This is a genomic window from Vibrio sp. 1F279 (assembly GCF_041439815.1).
Lineage (GTDB): Bacteria > Pseudomonadota > Gammaproteobacteria > Enterobacterales > Vibrionaceae > Vibrio > Vibrio tasmaniensis_A.
In genome coordinates, this window is sequence record NZ_JBGOOU010000021.1 from 77,080 (window position 1) to 92,868 (window position 15,789).

9 protein-coding genes and 1 pseudogene are annotated in these 15,789 nt (G+C 44.8%); 3 read left to right on the top strand and 7 right to left on the bottom strand.

Annotation, left to right across the window (positions count from 1 at the left end; all coding sequences use genetic code 11):
* Positions 1-44: 44 nt before the first annotated feature.
* The 3 genes from mukF to mukB are packed head-to-tail and all read left to right on the top strand — an operon-like array spanning position 45 to position 6,620.
* On the top strand, positions 45-1,382 hold the full coding sequence (gene mukF, locus ACED60_RS15695; protein WP_371727944.1) for a chromosome partition protein MukF: 1,338 nt from the start codon (positions 45-47) through the stop codon (positions 1,380-1,382).
* Positions 1,363-2,169 carry a chromosome partition protein MukE gene (mukE, locus tag ACED60_RS15700; protein ID WP_135383949.1) on the top strand — a complete coding sequence of 269 codons (807 nt, stop codon included), beginning with the start codon at positions 1,363-1,365 and terminating at the stop codon, positions 2,167-2,169. The genes mukF and mukE overlap by 20 nt, the downstream gene beginning before the upstream one ends.
* Positions 2,166-6,620: a chromosome partition protein MukB gene (gene mukB, locus ACED60_RS15705; protein ID WP_371727945.1), complete on the top strand. Its 4,455-nt coding sequence runs from the start codon at positions 2,166-2,168 to the stop codon at positions 6,618-6,620. Before mukE ends, mukB begins: the two co-directional genes overlap by 4 nt.
* Before the next feature lie 335 nt (positions 6,621-6,955).
* Here mukB and ACED60_RS15710 read toward each other — a convergent pair.
* The 7 genes and pseudogenes from ACED60_RS15710 to ACED60_RS15740 form a co-directional block, all read right to left on the bottom strand.
* A pseudogene (locus ACED60_RS15710) lies at positions 6,956-8,843 on the bottom strand (methyl-accepting chemotaxis protein).
* A 364-nt stretch (positions 8,844-9,207) separates the two neighbouring features.
* Complete coding sequence (locus tag ACED60_RS15715) at positions 9,208-10,167, bottom strand: alpha-L-glutamate ligase-like protein (protein ID WP_012603623.1); 960 nt, start codon at positions 10,165-10,167, stop codon at positions 9,208-9,210.
* Between the two features lie 3 nt (positions 10,168-10,170).
* Positions 10,171-11,676, bottom strand: a complete 1,506-nt coding sequence (locus ACED60_RS15720) for an inactive transglutaminase family protein (RefSeq protein ID WP_009846363.1) — start codon at positions 11,674-11,676, stop codon at positions 10,171-10,173.
* A 17-nt stretch (positions 11,677-11,693) separates the two neighbouring features.
* On the bottom strand, positions 11,694-12,434 hold the full coding sequence (locus ACED60_RS15725) for an ATP-dependent zinc protease (protein WP_009846364.1): 741 nt from the start codon (positions 12,432-12,434) through the stop codon (positions 11,694-11,696).
* Positions 12,435-12,699: 265 nt separating this feature from the next.
* Positions 12,700-13,671 (bottom strand): tRNA 5-methoxyuridine(34)/uridine 5-oxyacetic acid(34) synthase CmoB, encoded by a 972-nt coding sequence (gene cmoB, locus ACED60_RS15730; protein ID WP_009846365.1) that lies wholly within the window; start codon positions 13,669-13,671, stop codon positions 12,700-12,702.
* Between the two features lie 182 nt (positions 13,672-13,853).
* The gene (gene cmoA, locus ACED60_RS15735) at positions 13,854-14,582 is read right to left on the bottom strand and encodes a carboxy-S-adenosyl-L-methionine synthase CmoA (RefSeq protein ID WP_009846366.1); all 729 of its coding nucleotides are present in this window, start codon (positions 14,580-14,582) and stop codon (positions 13,854-13,856) included.
* A gap of 139 nt (positions 14,583-14,721) precedes the next feature.
* Positions 14,722-15,627, bottom strand: a complete 906-nt coding sequence (locus tag ACED60_RS15740; RefSeq protein ID WP_371727946.1) for a DUF72 domain-containing protein — start codon at positions 15,625-15,627, stop codon at positions 14,722-14,724.
* Positions 15,628-15,789 lie beyond the last annotated feature (162 nt).

Sequence of the window (15,789 nt, forward strand, 5' to 3'; positions counted from 1 at the left end):
ATCTAATACGTTCGATATGACGAACAACAGTAACAGGAACCACAATGAGTGAAATGACTCAAACTGCCGAAGAGCAGCCAATTGATGAGTTGGTGGGCTGGGTCAAGCAGCATGATTTTTCATTAAACTTGCCACCAGAGCGCTTAGCATTTTTGATTGCTATCGCCGTATTAAGCAATGAAAGGTTCGATGAAGAGTTGGGCGAGGGTGAACTGCACGATGCATTCACTATTGTCACTCGACTGTTTGAAGATACTGGCGAAGCGTCTGCGTTTCGTGCCAACAACGCTATCAATGAGTTGGTTAAACAGAAGTTGATCAGCCGCTTTACCAGCGAAATCACAGATGGTGCAAGCATTTATCGCTTATCGCCATTGGCGATTGGTATCTCAGATTATTACTTACGTCACCGCCAGTTTTCTAAATTAAAACTGTCTATCCAGCTTTCTATGGTTGCCGATGAGATGGCAAAAGCCATTGAAGCCGCCCAGAAAGGTGGAACTCCGGGACATTGGAGAAGGAATGTGTACGGCGTGCTCAAGTATTCTGTTGGCGAAATTTTTGATCAGATCGATCTCAACCAGCGGGTTATGGATGAACAGCAACAAACCGTCAAGCAGCAAATTGCGGATCTGTTAAATAAAGATTGGCGAGAAGCAATCAACAACTGTGAGTCTTTGCTATCAGAAACCTCAGCCACGCTAAAAGAGTTGCAAGACACCTTGCAAGCGGCGGGTGATGAACTGCAAACCCAGATTCTTGATATTCAAGAAATTGTTTATGGTGACGATGAGCTCGAGTTCGTTGGCGAAACCCTATTTGGTTTGCAAATGAAGCTAGACCGAATCACCAGTTGGGGCCAACAAGCGATTGATTTGTGGATCGGCTACGATCGCCACGTGCATAAATTTATCCGTACCGCGATCGATATGGATAAAAACCGTGCCTTTAGCCAACGCTTGCGTCAGTCAGTCACTGACTACTTTGATGCGCCTTGGTTATTGACCTACGCAGACGCAGAAAAACTCACGGATCTTCGCGATGAAGCACTTGTGATCCGTGATGACGAAGTGATGGGGCAAGCCCCAATCGACGTAGAATACGAAGAATTTGAGCAAGTGAACGATCTACTTTCAGAACGAATCGCAGATATGTTGAAAGCTCACAAACAGCAAGGTGCGCCAATTGATCTTGGCCTTGTGCTGCGTGATTACCTCGCAGCGCACCCTCGCACACACCATTTTGATTTAGCCAGAATTGTTGTCGACCAAGCCGTGCGCTTAGGTTACTCAGAGTCTGACTATCAGGCTATTCAGCCGGATTGGCAGGCAATCAACGATTTCGGTGCAAAGGTACAAGCAAATGTCATTAACAAGTACTGATGATTACATGCCAGAGAAACTGGTAAAAGCGATAGCGAACCCGTTGTTTCCTGCGCTAGATAGCATGTTGCGTTCAGGCAAGCATGTTTCAACAGAAGACCTCGATAACCATGCGTTGCTTTCTGATTTTGAAGTTGAGCTTCAGCATTTTTATCAACGCTACAATACGGAACTGGTAAAAGCGCCTGAAGGTTTCTTCTATCTGCGCCCGCGTTCTACGTCTTTAATTGGTCGTAGTGTGTTGTCTGAGCTCGACATGCTGGTTGGCAAAGTATTGTGTTTCTTATACCTAAGCCCAGAGCGTTTGGCTCATGAAGGCATCTTCACCAATCAAGAGTTGTTTGATGAACTGATGTCGTTAGCGGATGAGAAAAAACTCATGAAGCTAGCAACCAACCGTGCGTCTGGTTCTGACTTAGACAAAGAAAAGCTGTTTGAAAAAGTACGTACTTCTTTACGCCGTTTACGTCGTATCGGCATGCTGATCGTGATTGGTGAAACAGGTAAATTCCGTATCAGCGAAGCGGTGTTCCGTTTTGGTGCGGATGTTCGTGTTGGCGATGATATGAAAGAAGCGCAATTACGACTTATTCGTGATGGTGAAGCTGTTGTTCATACTCAAGAACCTAACCAAGGTAGCTTGTTGAATGAAGAGCAAACGGAAGCCGTATCAGAAGTTGAACTAAACGTGGACGAAAACGGTCAACAAGACATTTTTAACGATCAAGCTGACTTTGACCTTGAGTCAAACGATGGCGAACAAACAAAAGTAGAAGGTGAAGCATGATTGAAAGAGGTAAGTATCAATCATTAACCATGATCAACTGGAACGGCTTCTTTGCGCGTACTTTTGATATTGATGGATTGGTTACAACGCTTTCTGGCGGTAACGGTGCGGGTAAGTCGACCACGATGGCGGCATTCATCACTGCACTGATCCCTGACCAAAGCCTTCTGCATTTCCGTAACACAACGGAAGCGGGTAGCTCACAGTCGTCACGCGATAAAGGTCTTTACGGTAAGCTTCAGCCTGGCGCATGTTATGCCGCGCTAGATGTCGTGAACTCACGTAATCAACGCCTATTGTTTGCAGTAAAACTGCAGCAAGTTGCGGGTCGTGATAAGAAGGTCGACATCAAACCGTTTGTAATCCAAGGCCTTCCAAGCAATGTGAAGCCAACGGATGTATTGATCCAGAACGTTTCAGACAGCCACGCTCGTGTGTGTCAACTGAACGACGTGAAAGCAGCGGTAGCGCAATATGAAGGGGCGCACTTTAAAGCTTTCTCTTCTATTGTTGATTACCACTCACAGATGTTTGAGTACGGTGTTGTTCCTAAGAAACTGCGTAACAGCAGTGACCGTTCTAAGTTCTACCGTTTGATTGAAGCATCACTTTACGGCGGTATCTCAAGTGCGATTACGCGTTCTCTGCGTGATTACCTTCTACCGCAAAATGGCGGTGTGAAGAAAGCATTCCAAGACATGGAATCAGCACTACGCGAAAACCGCATGACGCTAGAAGCGATCAAAACGACTCAGTCGGATCGTGACTTGTTCAAGCACTTGATCACTGAATCTACGAACTACGTGGCAGCAGATTACATGCGCCATGCCAACGATCGTCGCAACAAGCTTGATCAAACTATGAAGTTCCGTGGTGAACTGTTTGGTTCTCGTGAAACCTTGCTTGATCAAAACAACTTGTTGAACCGCGTTCAAGAAGAGCTTGAGCTGTTGGTCGATCAAGAATCGGCACTAGAACAAGATTATCAAGCGGCTTCGGATCATCTTCAATTGGTTCAAACTGCACTTCGTCAGCAAGAGAAAATTGCTCGCTACAGTGAAGATCTAGAAGAGCTTAATGAGCGTCTAGAAGAACAGATGATGGTAGTTGAAGAAGCTCAAGAACGAGTACTTCTTGCTGAAGAACAGGCAACCATTACTGAAGAAGAAGTGGATAGCCTGAAAACTCAGCTTGCTGACTACCAACAAGCGTTGGATGTTCAGCAGACTCGTGCGCTTCAATACCAACAAGCGGTTCAAGCATTAGAGAAAACTAAGCAGCTACTTGATGATGAGTCTATTACGGCAGAAAGCGCATTAACTCTGGTTTCTGAGCTAAAAGCACAAGAAGAATCAAGCACTCAAACGTTACTGTCGACTAAGCATAAACTAGACATGTCTTCTGCTGCGTCTGCGCAGTTCGACAAAGCGCTCGCTCTTGTTAAAAGCATCGTTGGTGACGTTGAGCGTAAAGAAGCGTCTAACAGTGCTAAGCAAGCGTTAGAAAAAGGCCGTAACGCAAAACACGTTGTTGAAAACGAACAACAGTGGCGTGCTCAGCACCGTGACATGGCTCGTGATGTGGCGCAGCAGCGTCAAGCAAAAGAGCTTGCGACTGAATACCAAAAGCAACACAACATCTCACTGACTGACGAAGCGGTTTTCGATGAAGAACGTGAACGCCATGCAATGCAGATCGATTCTCTTGAGTACGCTCAAGAAGAGCTGCGTGAAGCGAAGAGTGAGCAACGTCGTGTGCAACAAAACCACGACCAAGAGATTCAAAAACTTGAGTCTATTGCTCCAACGTGGATCACGGCGAACGACGCACTTGAAGCCCTAAGAGATCAAACAGAAGCTGAGCTAGAAGATAGCCAAGCAGTAATGACTCAAATGCAGCAAGTGCTTGAAGACGAAAAATCTCAAGCGGTAGCGAAAGATCAATTGGCGACGCGCCGTTCTGAACTTGAACAAGAGATAGAGCGTTTAGCTTCTCCGGGTGGCTCTAACGATCCTCGCCTGAAAGGTCTGGCGGATACGCTTGGTGGCGTGCTGCTTTCTGAGATCTACGATGACATCACGATTGGCGATGCACCGTACTTCAGTGCGATGTACGGCCCGGCTCGTCACGCAATTGTGGTTTCGGACCTTGATGGCATTAAAGAGAAGCTGGTGGATCTTGATGATTGTCCAGAAGATCTTTACATCCTAGAAGGCGATGTAGACGCGTTTGATGACAGCTCGTTCAATGCCGATGAGCTTGAAGGTGCGGTGTGTGTTCAGCTGAACGATCGCCAAATGCGTTACTCGCGCTTCCCTGAGATTCCATTGTTTGGCCGTGCGGCTCGTGAGCAACGCCTAGAGAAATTGCGTGAAGAGCGTGACGTTGTGGTAGAAAACCATGCCAAAGCTGCGTTTGACTCTCAGAAACTGAATCGCCTATACCAAGCATTTAACAGCTTTGTTGCTAAGCATCTGCACGTTGCGTTCAACGCAGATCCCGAACAGGCGCTCGCGTCTATTCGTGATAAGCGTCATCAAATTGTTCGTTCTCTGGCTGAGCTTGACTCTAAAGAGCAACAACAACGCAGTCAGCTTCTACAAAGCAAGCAAGCACTTGGTGCACTGGACAAATTGGCACCAATGGTTCGTATTCTTGAAGACGAAACATTAGCTGAGCGTCTCGCTGAATTAGAAGCACAACTAGAGCGTCTAAGCGAAGCTAAGTCTTACTTGAACACTCATGGCAAAGCGCTTACTTCATTAGAGCAAATCGTTTCTGCACTCGATGCTGACCCTGAGCAATTCGAAGCTTTGGAAGCCGAGTATCGTCAGGCAGACAGCGCGTTACAAACTCTAAAAGGTAAAGTGTTTGCTCTTTCTGACTTAATCGAACGTCGTCACTACTTTGCTTACGCAGATTCTGTTGACCTGCTTAACAAGAGCAGCGAACTGAGCGAACAACTGAAAGCGAAGTTGGTTCAAGCAGAACAAGCACGAGCTAAAGGCCGCGATGGCTTGAAGCAAGCTCGCGAACAGATGAACCAGTACAACCAAGTATTGGCAGCACTGAAGAGCTCGCACCAAGCGAAGCAAGAGACGGTTCAAGAGTTCAAGCAAGAGCTACAAGAGTTCGGTGTTAACGCTGATGAAGGTGCTGAAGAGCGCGCGGTTCGTCGTCGTGACGAGCTTCAAGAGCGTTTGCATACTTCTCGTAGCCGTAAGAGTGAATACGAACGCACGATTACCTCAACTGAACTTGAGATGAAAGCGCTGGCTAAGCGTCTTAAGAAAGTTCAGAAAGAGTACACCGAGCTTCGTACCTTCGTTGTTGCAGCAAAAGCCGGCTGGTGTTCAGTACTTCGCTTAGCTCGTGAAAATGATGTTGAACGTCGTCTCCATAAGCGTGAACTGGCTTATTTAACGGCGGGCGAACTTCGCTCTATGTCGGATAAATCACTGGGTGCGCTACGTCTGGCTGTAGCCGACAATGACGACCTGCGTGATTCGCTGCGTCTCTCTGAAGACAACGCACATCCAGAGCGTAAGGTTCTGTTTTACATTGCGGTTTACCAACACCTTCGAGAGCGCATTCGTCAAGACATCATTCATACCGATGATCCGGTTGAAGCAATCGAAGAGATGGAAGTAGAGCTAGCTCGACTAACAGAAGAACTGACGCAGCGTGAAAACCGCTTAGCGATCAGCTCTGAGTCGGTAGCAAGTATCATAAAGAAAACGATTCAGCGCGAGCAGAACCGTATTCGTATGCTCAACCAAGGTCTGTCGAATATCTATTTTGGTCAGGTTAAGGGCGTGCGTCTGAACGTTAAGATCCGTGAAAGCCACGAGATTTTGCTATCAGGGCTAGCGACTCAACAAGAGCAACACAAAGACTTGTTTGAATCAACGCGCTTTACCTTCTCAGAAGCAATGGCGAAGTTGTTCCAACGTGTCAATCCGCATATCGATATGGGTCAACGTTCTCCACAAGTTCTTGGTGAAGAGTTACTGGATTACCGTAACTATCTAGAGTTAAGTGTTGAAGTTAACCGTGGTTCAGACGGTTGGTTACAAGCGGAATCGGGTGCATTGTCTACGGGTGAGGCGATCGGTACGGGTCAGTCAATCCTATTGATGGTTATTCAGAGCTGGGAAGAAGAGTCACGTCGACTTCGTAGTAAAGACATCGTTCCATGTCGTTTGTTGTTCCTTGATGAAGCCGCTCGTCTGGATTCTAAGTCGATCTCTACGCTGTTTGAACTGTGTGACCGTTTAGGTATGCAACTCCTGATTGCTGCGCCAGAGAACATTAGCCCAGAGAAAGGTACAACCTACAAACTGGTTCGTAAGGTTTTCAAAGATCACGAACACGTACACGTTGTTGGTCTGCGTGGTTTTGCTCAAAATAAACCGGTATCTCCTGTTCAAGAGCTTATCGAACTACCTTAGAAGCGTAATCTATCTACCGTAAATTAATGGCCTCGAAGTATACACTTCGGGGCTTTTTTTGTTTGGCAGCTTCACGGGTCTCGTATTCTTTTGGTGAGGGTGAGGGTGAGGGTGAGGGTGAGGGTGAGGGTGAGGGTGAGGGTGAGGGTGGTATTCCTGAGCTATTTATAATGACTGACTGTGATTGGCATGACTCAGCCTGAACTTATTACCATATAAAAAACCGCCTTCTCAGAAGAGAAGGCGGTTTTAATTACGTTATCTTTTTTTAAGCCGAAGATTTTGATACTTAGGCTTTAACGTATAGGTTGTCGGTACGTTTAGCTTATCTAAGATTAGATCTTAAACATCTTTATCGTTTGATGCAGTTCGTCCGAAACATTATTAACATTTTGCGCTGTTTGAACATTTTGCTGGACGTCATCGACAGTCGCTCGCGCCAAATCATTTACATTCACTACATTTTCGTTGATTTCAACGGCTACTTGCGATTGTTCTTCCGCTGCAATCTGGTTGTTCATGTCTTGAATTGTCCCAATCTCATGCTGAATAGTATTCAGCATTTGACTCGCTTGATCTGACTTTTCACGAGTTACTTTAGCTGTTTCTGCATTTTCAACCATAAGCTCAACAGATTGTTTTGCTTGAGTTTGAAGTGATGAAATCATGGTTTGTATTTCGTTCGTGCTTTCTTGTGTCTTGTTAGCGAGGTTACGCACCTCGTCAGCCACGACGGCGAAGCCGCGACCTTGCTCACCCGCTCGAGCTGCTTCAATTGCTGCGTTTAGTGCCAGCAAGTTTGTTTGCTCAGCAATACCTCGGATAACATCAAGTATGCTACCTACATTTTGAGTTTCTTTTTCTACACCAAGAATCGAATCTTGAACCTGCTCAATATTCGTTACAAGTAAGCTGATTTGCTGGTTCATGTCACCCACAGTCTCAAGACCTGACTGAGATGAAAGGCTTGCCTCATTGGATGATGATGATGCCTGCATCGCATTTTGAGCCACTTCCGCAACAGTCGCGGTCATCTGATTCATCGCGGTTGCAACTTGCTCTAGCTGCATCATTTGTTCTTCTGATGAGGTGCTTAACTGATTTGAAGAGGTCTCAAGAGATGAAGATTGTGATGAGAGAGAGTTTGAAGACTGCTCAATATTGCCAATAATGCCTTGGAGGTTACCTGCCATTTCAAGAGTTGAACGATAGATCCCTGTTTCGTCACCATTTAATTTAGGGATATTGGTCAGGTCTCCTGCCGAGATTCGACTCACAAGAGCTTCGATGTATTGTGGCTCTCCGCCAATAGGACGATACATTAATCGGGTGACTAATAAGAATGTTATTCCGGTTGCCATAACCGCGAAAATTAGACCAACTACAGTATTTATTTTCACCATCGCATTTGAAGGCGCTTCAATGTCGTCCCAACTTGCCCAAGCCCAGGTATTCCAACCTAATGACTCAATTTGAGATGAAACGACATAAAAGTCGCCTTTATCTGGAACATTGTAAGAGTGCTCACTGGTCATCTTACTACCGTGTTCACGGTATGATGGTCGAAGATCGTAGATATTTTTACCAATAAAATCTTCATAGCTAGCGGCAACAAGGAAACCATCTTGGCGAGAGACAAATAAGTTTGGCTCTTCAGATAGCTCGTTTATATAGTCTGTAATATCACTCATTTTAAGACTAAGGCCAATCACTGCTTTCGTTTCGCCCCTGGCTTTAAATGGAATAACAACTGACATAGTTAAATGCCCTGTTGTTGCTAGGTAAGGGTTAGTTACTGTATCGTTTTGCACCTGAAAACCCAAGGTTGAACCATTCGCGTTGTTTTTGCTTAGCATTAAAATTAGGAATGATACCTTGATTTTTAACGTCGTAAGTTTTGCCATCAGGAAGACCGATGTAAATATTAAGAACACCAAGAGATTCTTTACTGTTCGTCATCATTTTCAACAGCATCGGGTTGATCATGATGTTACCGGATCTATCAGTATGGATACTGGTTGAAATGCTTTCCAAAGCGCCGAAATACGCTTCCATTTTCCCTTCGACAGCTTTGGCTACAAGAAACGATTTCGTAGACAAGTTATGACGGTAGTCATCCGTGGTGGCAGACTTAAATTCGAAATATCCTATCGTAGATATAACTAAAATCGTTAAACAGATTAGGCCGCTAATTGTTAGCATAATCTTATTTTTGACGGTCATCATAGCATTTCCTTAACAGTTGTTGCTTATTTTATTGACTAAATTATCTGTATGCTAACATAGGGTTACAATTTATTTGTTGGTCGTTTTGTAAGGGAACGTCGTTACAAACAAGCAGTGTGAATACTTATGCGTGGGATTTACAGTGAATAGGGTATCTACACAAATTTGATGGGTTTTAATTGATTTTGATGGTGCGTATTTTTCTACTTCCTAGGCGGAATTAGCACAAATAAGTACCTTTTAATCTATTTTTGGTGTGAATGTGTTGCTGAAGTAAGCGTATAGAAAGGATTGGGATGCAAGGGGAGATAACCCCAAACACCCCAAATTTTGGCCTAAAATTTAAGTGACAAAATTTTGACTAGTTGTGACCGAACTGTTTTGCAGCGTAAGCAACACGCTCCGCAGGTTTTGGATATTCAGCAGGCGTGCCAAGGTTTTCAATATGATGCAGTCTAGGAAGTAGCCCCGCGCCGTTCGCGATTTGGATAGCTAAACCAGGTCGAGCATTAAGTTCTAGTACCATAGGGCCTTCTTCTTGGTCTAATACCATGTCAGTACCCATATAGCCTAAGCCCGTCATTTCCCAAGCACTTGATGCTAGAGTTAACAGCTTTTCCCAGTGAGGAACTTGTAATAACGCGAGTTCTTTACCCGTATCTGGATGGTGTGTAACAGGCTGATCGAACTGAACCGCTCGAACCGCTTTACCTGTCGCAATGTCTATACCCACACCAACAGCACCTTGGTGCAAGTTAGCCTTACCATCTGAATCTGAAGTGGACAGACGCATCATCGCCATCACAGGGTAGCCTTTGAATACGATGATTCGTACGTCTGGCACACCTTCGTAGCTGAAGCCTTCAAAACACTCATCAAACTTGATGAGGTTTTCAACTACGGCCACATCGTTCTTGCCACCCAGCGAGAAAAGGCCCGCGAGCGCGTTACTGATATGGCGCTCTACATCTTCTTCATTGATAGTAGAACCCGATGGTTTGGTGTAAACCCCATCTTTATGAGAGATCACAACAAGGATGCCTTTACCACCACTGCCTTGAGCGGGCTTGATTACAAAGCCCGGCCACTCTTTAACCATCTTGTGGATTGTTTTTACTTCAGCTTGGTGACTAATAACGCCAATAAGCTTTGGCACGGTGGCGCCAGCCTGTTCAGCAATGATTTTAGTCTTAAGCTTGTCATCAACGAGTGGGTACTTGGAACGATCATTGTAGCGGCCAATATAACTATGGTTACGCTTGTTCATTCCCATTATGCCTTTGTCTTTCAACTTAAACGGTGAAGTAAATTGATCAAACATAACTTAGTCCTCCGCTAGCGGTTTAAAGCGACGAAGCTCGGTTAGACGGTAGCCTGTGTAGTTACCTAGTAACAAGATGGTCGCTAGAATAACAAGCTGTAAACCAATAAAGTTAAACGTTAAGTGCTGAATGAACGGGTTAGTCATACCTAAGTAAACAAGCACCGCGGTAAATAGAGAGCCGCCACCTTGAAGTACAACTTCTTTCGCGCCTTCTTCTTCCCAAAGGATAGACATACGTTCGATAGTCCAAGACAAGATAATCATTGGGAAGAACGTAATTGATAGGCCTTCTGTAAGTCCGATTTTAAACGCGACTACAGTAAATATCGAAATAATCATAATTACTGTAATAATTACAGCGGATATCCTGGCCACGAGCAATAGGTTGAGTTTGGATAAGTAACTTCGTATTACAAGACCGGTACCGACAATCAGTAGGAAGCCAACAATACCGGTAACCAACTGTGTTTGAACGAATGCCACAGCAATCAGAACGGGCATGAACGTACCAGAAGTCTTAAGACCTATGATGACACGTAGGAACACAACAATCAGAGCACCGATAGGAATCAGCATGATGGTTTTAAACATCGCTTGCTCTTCTAGCGGTAGACTATGAATGGAAAGGTTTAACAGTTGATCCGCTGATACTTTACTGTTGGTTGCTTCAGTTGGAGTAACTTCCTGAGCAATCATAGAGAAGTGAACTTTACTGTTCTGACCGCCAACCACGTCTAATAGAGATACATTTGATTCATCCCAAATTAACAGGTTTGGTTGAACTTGCTGCTCGCTCGATTCAGGAGAGAATAGAACCCACTGGTTATTATCCCAAATTTGGTTCATGTGTTGGATTGATTGGCGACGACGTCCGTCTTCCAGTTCAATAACACCGACGACTTTGTTGTGGATTTTAGCGGCAGAAAGTAGCTTGTGTGTCGCTTCCACTTTGGTCATGTTATTCAGAATCAGCGCTGAGTTTTGGCTGTCTGGATCGTTAAGCGTTTTGATTAACTCACGAGTAAAGGTGATGTTGTCTGCTGAGCGCTTGGTTGCTCTGTCAATCAAAGCAAGGGCCGCGGCTTCTTCAGGACCATCAAAGCTTGGTTGAGCCACATCACCTTCAGGAGGTGTTGAGGTAACGTTCGCTTGGCTATCGACTAAGAACTGTGTTTTGTAGTAGATAGTCTGCGGACCATCTGCGTGACGAATTGACCACTCAGCACGGCGACCTGAATCTGTATTCAAGTACGAAATGCCATAGCCTGGTGATGAAGCTGACTCGCCGATAAGTGTAAAGTTAGACTGTGTGTGAGGTGCGGCTAGTGAAACTTTTGCTTCTTTGCCCACTGCATTGAATTCGATACGAGCTTCAATGTCCCAAACCTGATTAGTCTCGCCTGGAGTCCAGGGTACACCGTAGGTTGTATGTCTGAACATACTCAGGGTTATACCTGCCACGATGAGCAGGAAAATAGAGATATAAAATGGAATTCTTGACGTCATAGCTTACCCTACTATTGTTATTTAACTTCCGTTTGTACGTACTTTTTACTTACATCTACTAGCGCTATGTCTTTGATAAATTCGCGCCCTAGTAATACAGGGTGACTCATTTGAGAGCGATCCGCCAATGTAAATTGCGCTTTTTCATGGATTTTTCCGACTTTTACCCATAATTCGATCACAGCTCGACGTTCTGTCTGATCATTGGTTGACTGACGGATTTTCACATAACGTACAACGGGCGCTTCGATCCATTTTTGGTCTTCTTTTGCTTGTGCTTTATCTGCCAAATGGAACTTAACCCAATCTTTACCGTTGCGTTCGAATTCTTTGATGTCGACGGCATTTAAAGAAGAGGTGGTTGCGCCAGTATCAACACGAGCATCGAAGCTTTGTTTGATAGAGTCGATCGATACTTTTTCAATACCGCCTAGAATAGTCGGCTGTGATGTAGGAGCGGTAGGTGCAGCTGCAACGGCAACAGGCTCGGCTTCTTTTAGCTCTTCAATGACCCTGTGTTCCATACTGGTCAGGTGAACATCTAATTGACTAGAAAGAGTGGTAATTTCGTCTTCCAAGCTTTCAATATAATCACTTTGATTACTTAGCTGCAGTTCAAGATTTTGAACCTTGTTTGCGATGTTTGTCTCTGAGCGGGAAATAGCGTCGAGAGTTTCTTGATGGTAGGTAGCACCGCTCGTGAGGGTGCAACCAGAGAGCAAACCAACCGCCACGATAGGCGATAATCGCTTAAACATATAAAAACCTTTGGAAATTAGAGAATAGTTCAGACTATTTAGAAGTTTATCCCACAAAAAAGGATGCGTGAAGCATCCTATTGTAAGAGTCTGGTCATATTGAATCGCAATGTGAGCGCTACGAAAATTATTGTCACTTAAGGGCGCTCACTTATTAAACATGAGCGCAACTTTTGTACAATTAGTTCTCTTTTTTATCAAAATCCCCACATATAAATAACGGTGGCTGTATGACGACAGAGCTTATGGTTTTGTGTAACAGAGCTTAAGGTTTTGTCGCTACTAGAATCGCACGCCTTGGTGCTGGGTGACCTTCTACGGTTTTACTTGGATCATTAGGGTCTAAGTAATCCGGTAGAGAGTTGTGTGTCATCCACTCCGTTGTGCGTTGTTCGCCAATCGTTGTAACATTTTCATCAACGATACGCACGTCTTCAAAGCCTACCTGTTCAAGCCAGCGTTTCAGTGCGCGTGCAGATGGGAAGAAGTAAACGTTTCTCATTTGAGCGTAGCGATCCACAGGCACAAGAACAGCGTTTTCGTCACCTTCAATCACTAACGTTTCAAGTACCAGTTCGCCACCAGATACCAATTGGTCTTTTAGTTGAATCAAATGATCAAGTGGTGAACGGCGGTGGTAAAGCACGCCCATGCTGAATACAGTGTCGTAAGCTTCCAGTTTTGGCAGTTGCTCAATACCTAGAGGTAATAGGTGAGCACGTTGGTCGTCGCCCATCAATTTACGAATGGCTTCAAACTGAACCAAGAATAAGTGAGAAGGGTCGATACCCACCGTCAAGCGAGCGCCTTCACCTAGCATGCGCCACATGTGGTAGCCGTTGCCACAACCTACATCGAGAACCGAACGGTTTTTCAATGGAGAGATATGTGGAAGCACACGATCCCATTTCCAGTCACTGCGCCATTCTGTATCGATATGAATGTCGTGAACTGTGTAAGGGCCTTTTCTCCAAGGGTGGAAAGTCTTCAGTAAGCTTTCTAACTTTTTAAGTTCACCCGTGTGGAACGGTGTAGAGCTGCCAATCGTCACTGAGTTTTTCAGATCAACTTGGTCAGGCACACCTTGCGGGATTTTATTCAGTGCACGCAACCAACGGTCGAAGTCGCCGTGTTCTGCATTTTGCCAATCCGTCAGCTGTTGAGGAAGAACATTAAGCCACGGCTGAAGGCGAGTGTCTTGGGCAATGAGTTGATAAAAATTGGCAAAATTAAACATAGTTTTTCACTGAGTTAATAGGGTCAATAAACCCTAAAATAGAAATTAAATTTGTCATTCCCTACAGTGAGGGACGAACATGATAGGGAGTCTCGGTTTATCGTACTTGATAGAGACCCCCAACACGCTCCTTCCTCGCTCTTGAGGATGACATTTTAGTACGAGCTGACTGGGTATGTGCGCTATTTAATCGCGAACATTGAACCGAAGTTGAAGCATTGGAACCACACTTCGCTACTTGAGAAGCCAATCTTTTCAAAACGTTGCTTGTGAACTGTAATCGAGTCAGGACGCATCACGTTTTCAATTGCGCTGCGTTTCTGGCTGACTTCAAGCTCGCTGTATCCGTTTGCACGCTTGAAGTCATGGTGCAGGTCGATAAGCAGTTCATTTGAACTTTCGTCTTCGAATACGTACTTTTCAGAAAGGATTAAGATTCCGCCCGGGCGTAAGCCTGCATGAATTTTTTCAAGCAGAGCGTATCGGTCGTCAGGAGACAGAAATTGCAGTGTAAAGTTAAGCACCACAACAGAGGCGTCTTTGATTTCCACTTCACGGATGTCGGCTTCAATCACTTCTACCGGTGTGTCACTGCGGTAGGCGTTTACATGCAGCTTACAGCGTTCAACCATGGCTTCTGAATTATCGATAGCGAAAATCGTGCAGCCTTCTTGCTGAATGTGACGACGCATAGAAAGTGTCGCAGCACCAAGCGAGCAGCCAAGATCGTAAATATTTGAATGTGGCTTTACAAAGCGTTCAGCCAGCATGCCGATTGCAGAGATGATATTGCTATAACCAGGCACCGAGCGTTGAATCATATCCGGAAATACTTCAGCAACCCTTGCATCAAAGGTGAAGTCTCCAATTTTATCAATAGGAGCGGAAAAGATATTGTCTGTGTTGCTCATGGCATTTTCTCTCGACAGTCAGCGTAATTGGCACAAAATTCATACCAAATAAAAGGGGACGTATTTTACGTAAAAAAATGGCTTGTGTCACGAAAACTGAGATTGATGAAAGTGAACGTGTGTTAGTAGTTGTTTACTATCAAAACATCGAGATTTGATGGTCGCCTTTTTGAGCAGGAAACTCCGCCAAATTAGGCAAGGTTATCTTTGTGTGTTCAGCAACTTGCGTCTGTAATTGCTTATAGATAGCAATCGCCAACTCAGGGGCGTGATTATTGTCTGGGGTGTGGATCATTAAATAAGGTTGTTTTCCTTCGTTTAACCAAGTCGGTAATTTCGCGAACCAAGGTTTAAAGAAAGCCAGATTGGGTTCCTGATCTGGATGACCAATAAAGCGAACCATCGGATTGTTTGCCGTCGCAATGGCATGAACCGGAACACGTGGTTTTTTTTGATGCGCGTCGATCACCGCTTCTGTGGTTGGTGGTGCGGAGAAAACAGGACGGCTATCCATAATGATGCGGTTGATCCCTTCTTCTATTAACCAATGATTGAAACGTTTTTCGGCATCGCCTTTATCAAAGAAACCAAGGTGACGAACTTCAACGCCGAGCTGCATGTCTTTTGGAAACAAGGTACAAAACTTTTGCAGGGCAGGAAGCATGCTGGGTTCGAAGCTATGGGGCAATTGAATCGTCCACTGACCAATGCGCCTATGTAGGGGCGACATGGTGAGCAGAAATTCTTTGAGTTCGGCTTGGCAATGTTTTAAGTGCTGCTGGTGGGTGATGAACTTAGGCAGCTTAAAAGTAAACTTGAAATCATCGTGACTCGCGGCTTTCCAGTTATTGACCGTTGAGACACTGGGTGTCGCATAGAAAGTCGTGTTGCCTTCAACGGTATGAAAAACTTGGGAGTATTTTTCTAAGCGCTCAGCGGGTTTTGTTCCTTTACCATAAAACTGACTTTGCCACTCGGAATGAGACCACATTGTTAACCCAAGTCTTAGAGGTAAAGTTTCTGTTGTTATTACACGATCATCCATCTATTACACCGTTATTTATCACGCCATCAGTCATTACAAAAAGTTTTTGGTTTGAAATTAGGGCGTGTTGATCTTTCGAGCTGGTTTTTGCAGCGAGTTGCTGGGTATTTATACAAGGCAGAGGCTTTGATGTGTAGCTAGCCTACATGAGAAGCCGATAAC

Coding starts and splice junctions, on each gene's coding strand:
- ACED60_RS15725 (WP_009846364.1), bottom strand. CDS start 12,434: ATGTTTAAGCGATTATCGCCTATCGTGGCGGTTGGTTTGCTCTCTGGT.
- ACED60_RS15720 (WP_009846363.1), bottom strand. CDS start 11,676: ATGACGTCAAGAATTCCATTTTATATCTCTATTTTCCTGCTCATCGTG.
- cmoA (WP_009846366.1), bottom strand. CDS start 14,582: ATGAGCAACACAGACAATATCTTTTCCGCTCCTATTGATAAAATTGGA.
- mukB (WP_371727945.1), top strand. CDS start 2,166: ATGATTGAAAGAGGTAAGTATCAATCATTAACCATGATCAACTGGAAC.
- ACED60_RS15715 (WP_012603623.1), bottom strand. CDS start 10,167: ATGTTTGATCAATTTACTTCACCGTTTAAGTTGAAAGACAAAGGCATA.
- cmoB (WP_009846365.1), bottom strand. CDS start 13,671: ATGTTTAATTTTGCCAATTTTTATCAACTCATTGCCCAAGACACTCGC.
- mukE (WP_135383949.1), top strand. CDS start 1,363: ATGTCATTAACAAGTACTGATGATTACATGCCAGAGAAACTGGTAAAA.
- ACED60_RS15740 (WP_371727946.1), bottom strand. CDS start 15,627: ATGGATGATCGTGTAATAACAACAGAAACTTTACCTCTAAGACTTGGG.
- mukF (WP_371727944.1), top strand. CDS start 45: ATGAGTGAAATGACTCAAACTGCCGAAGAGCAGCCAATTGATGAGTTG.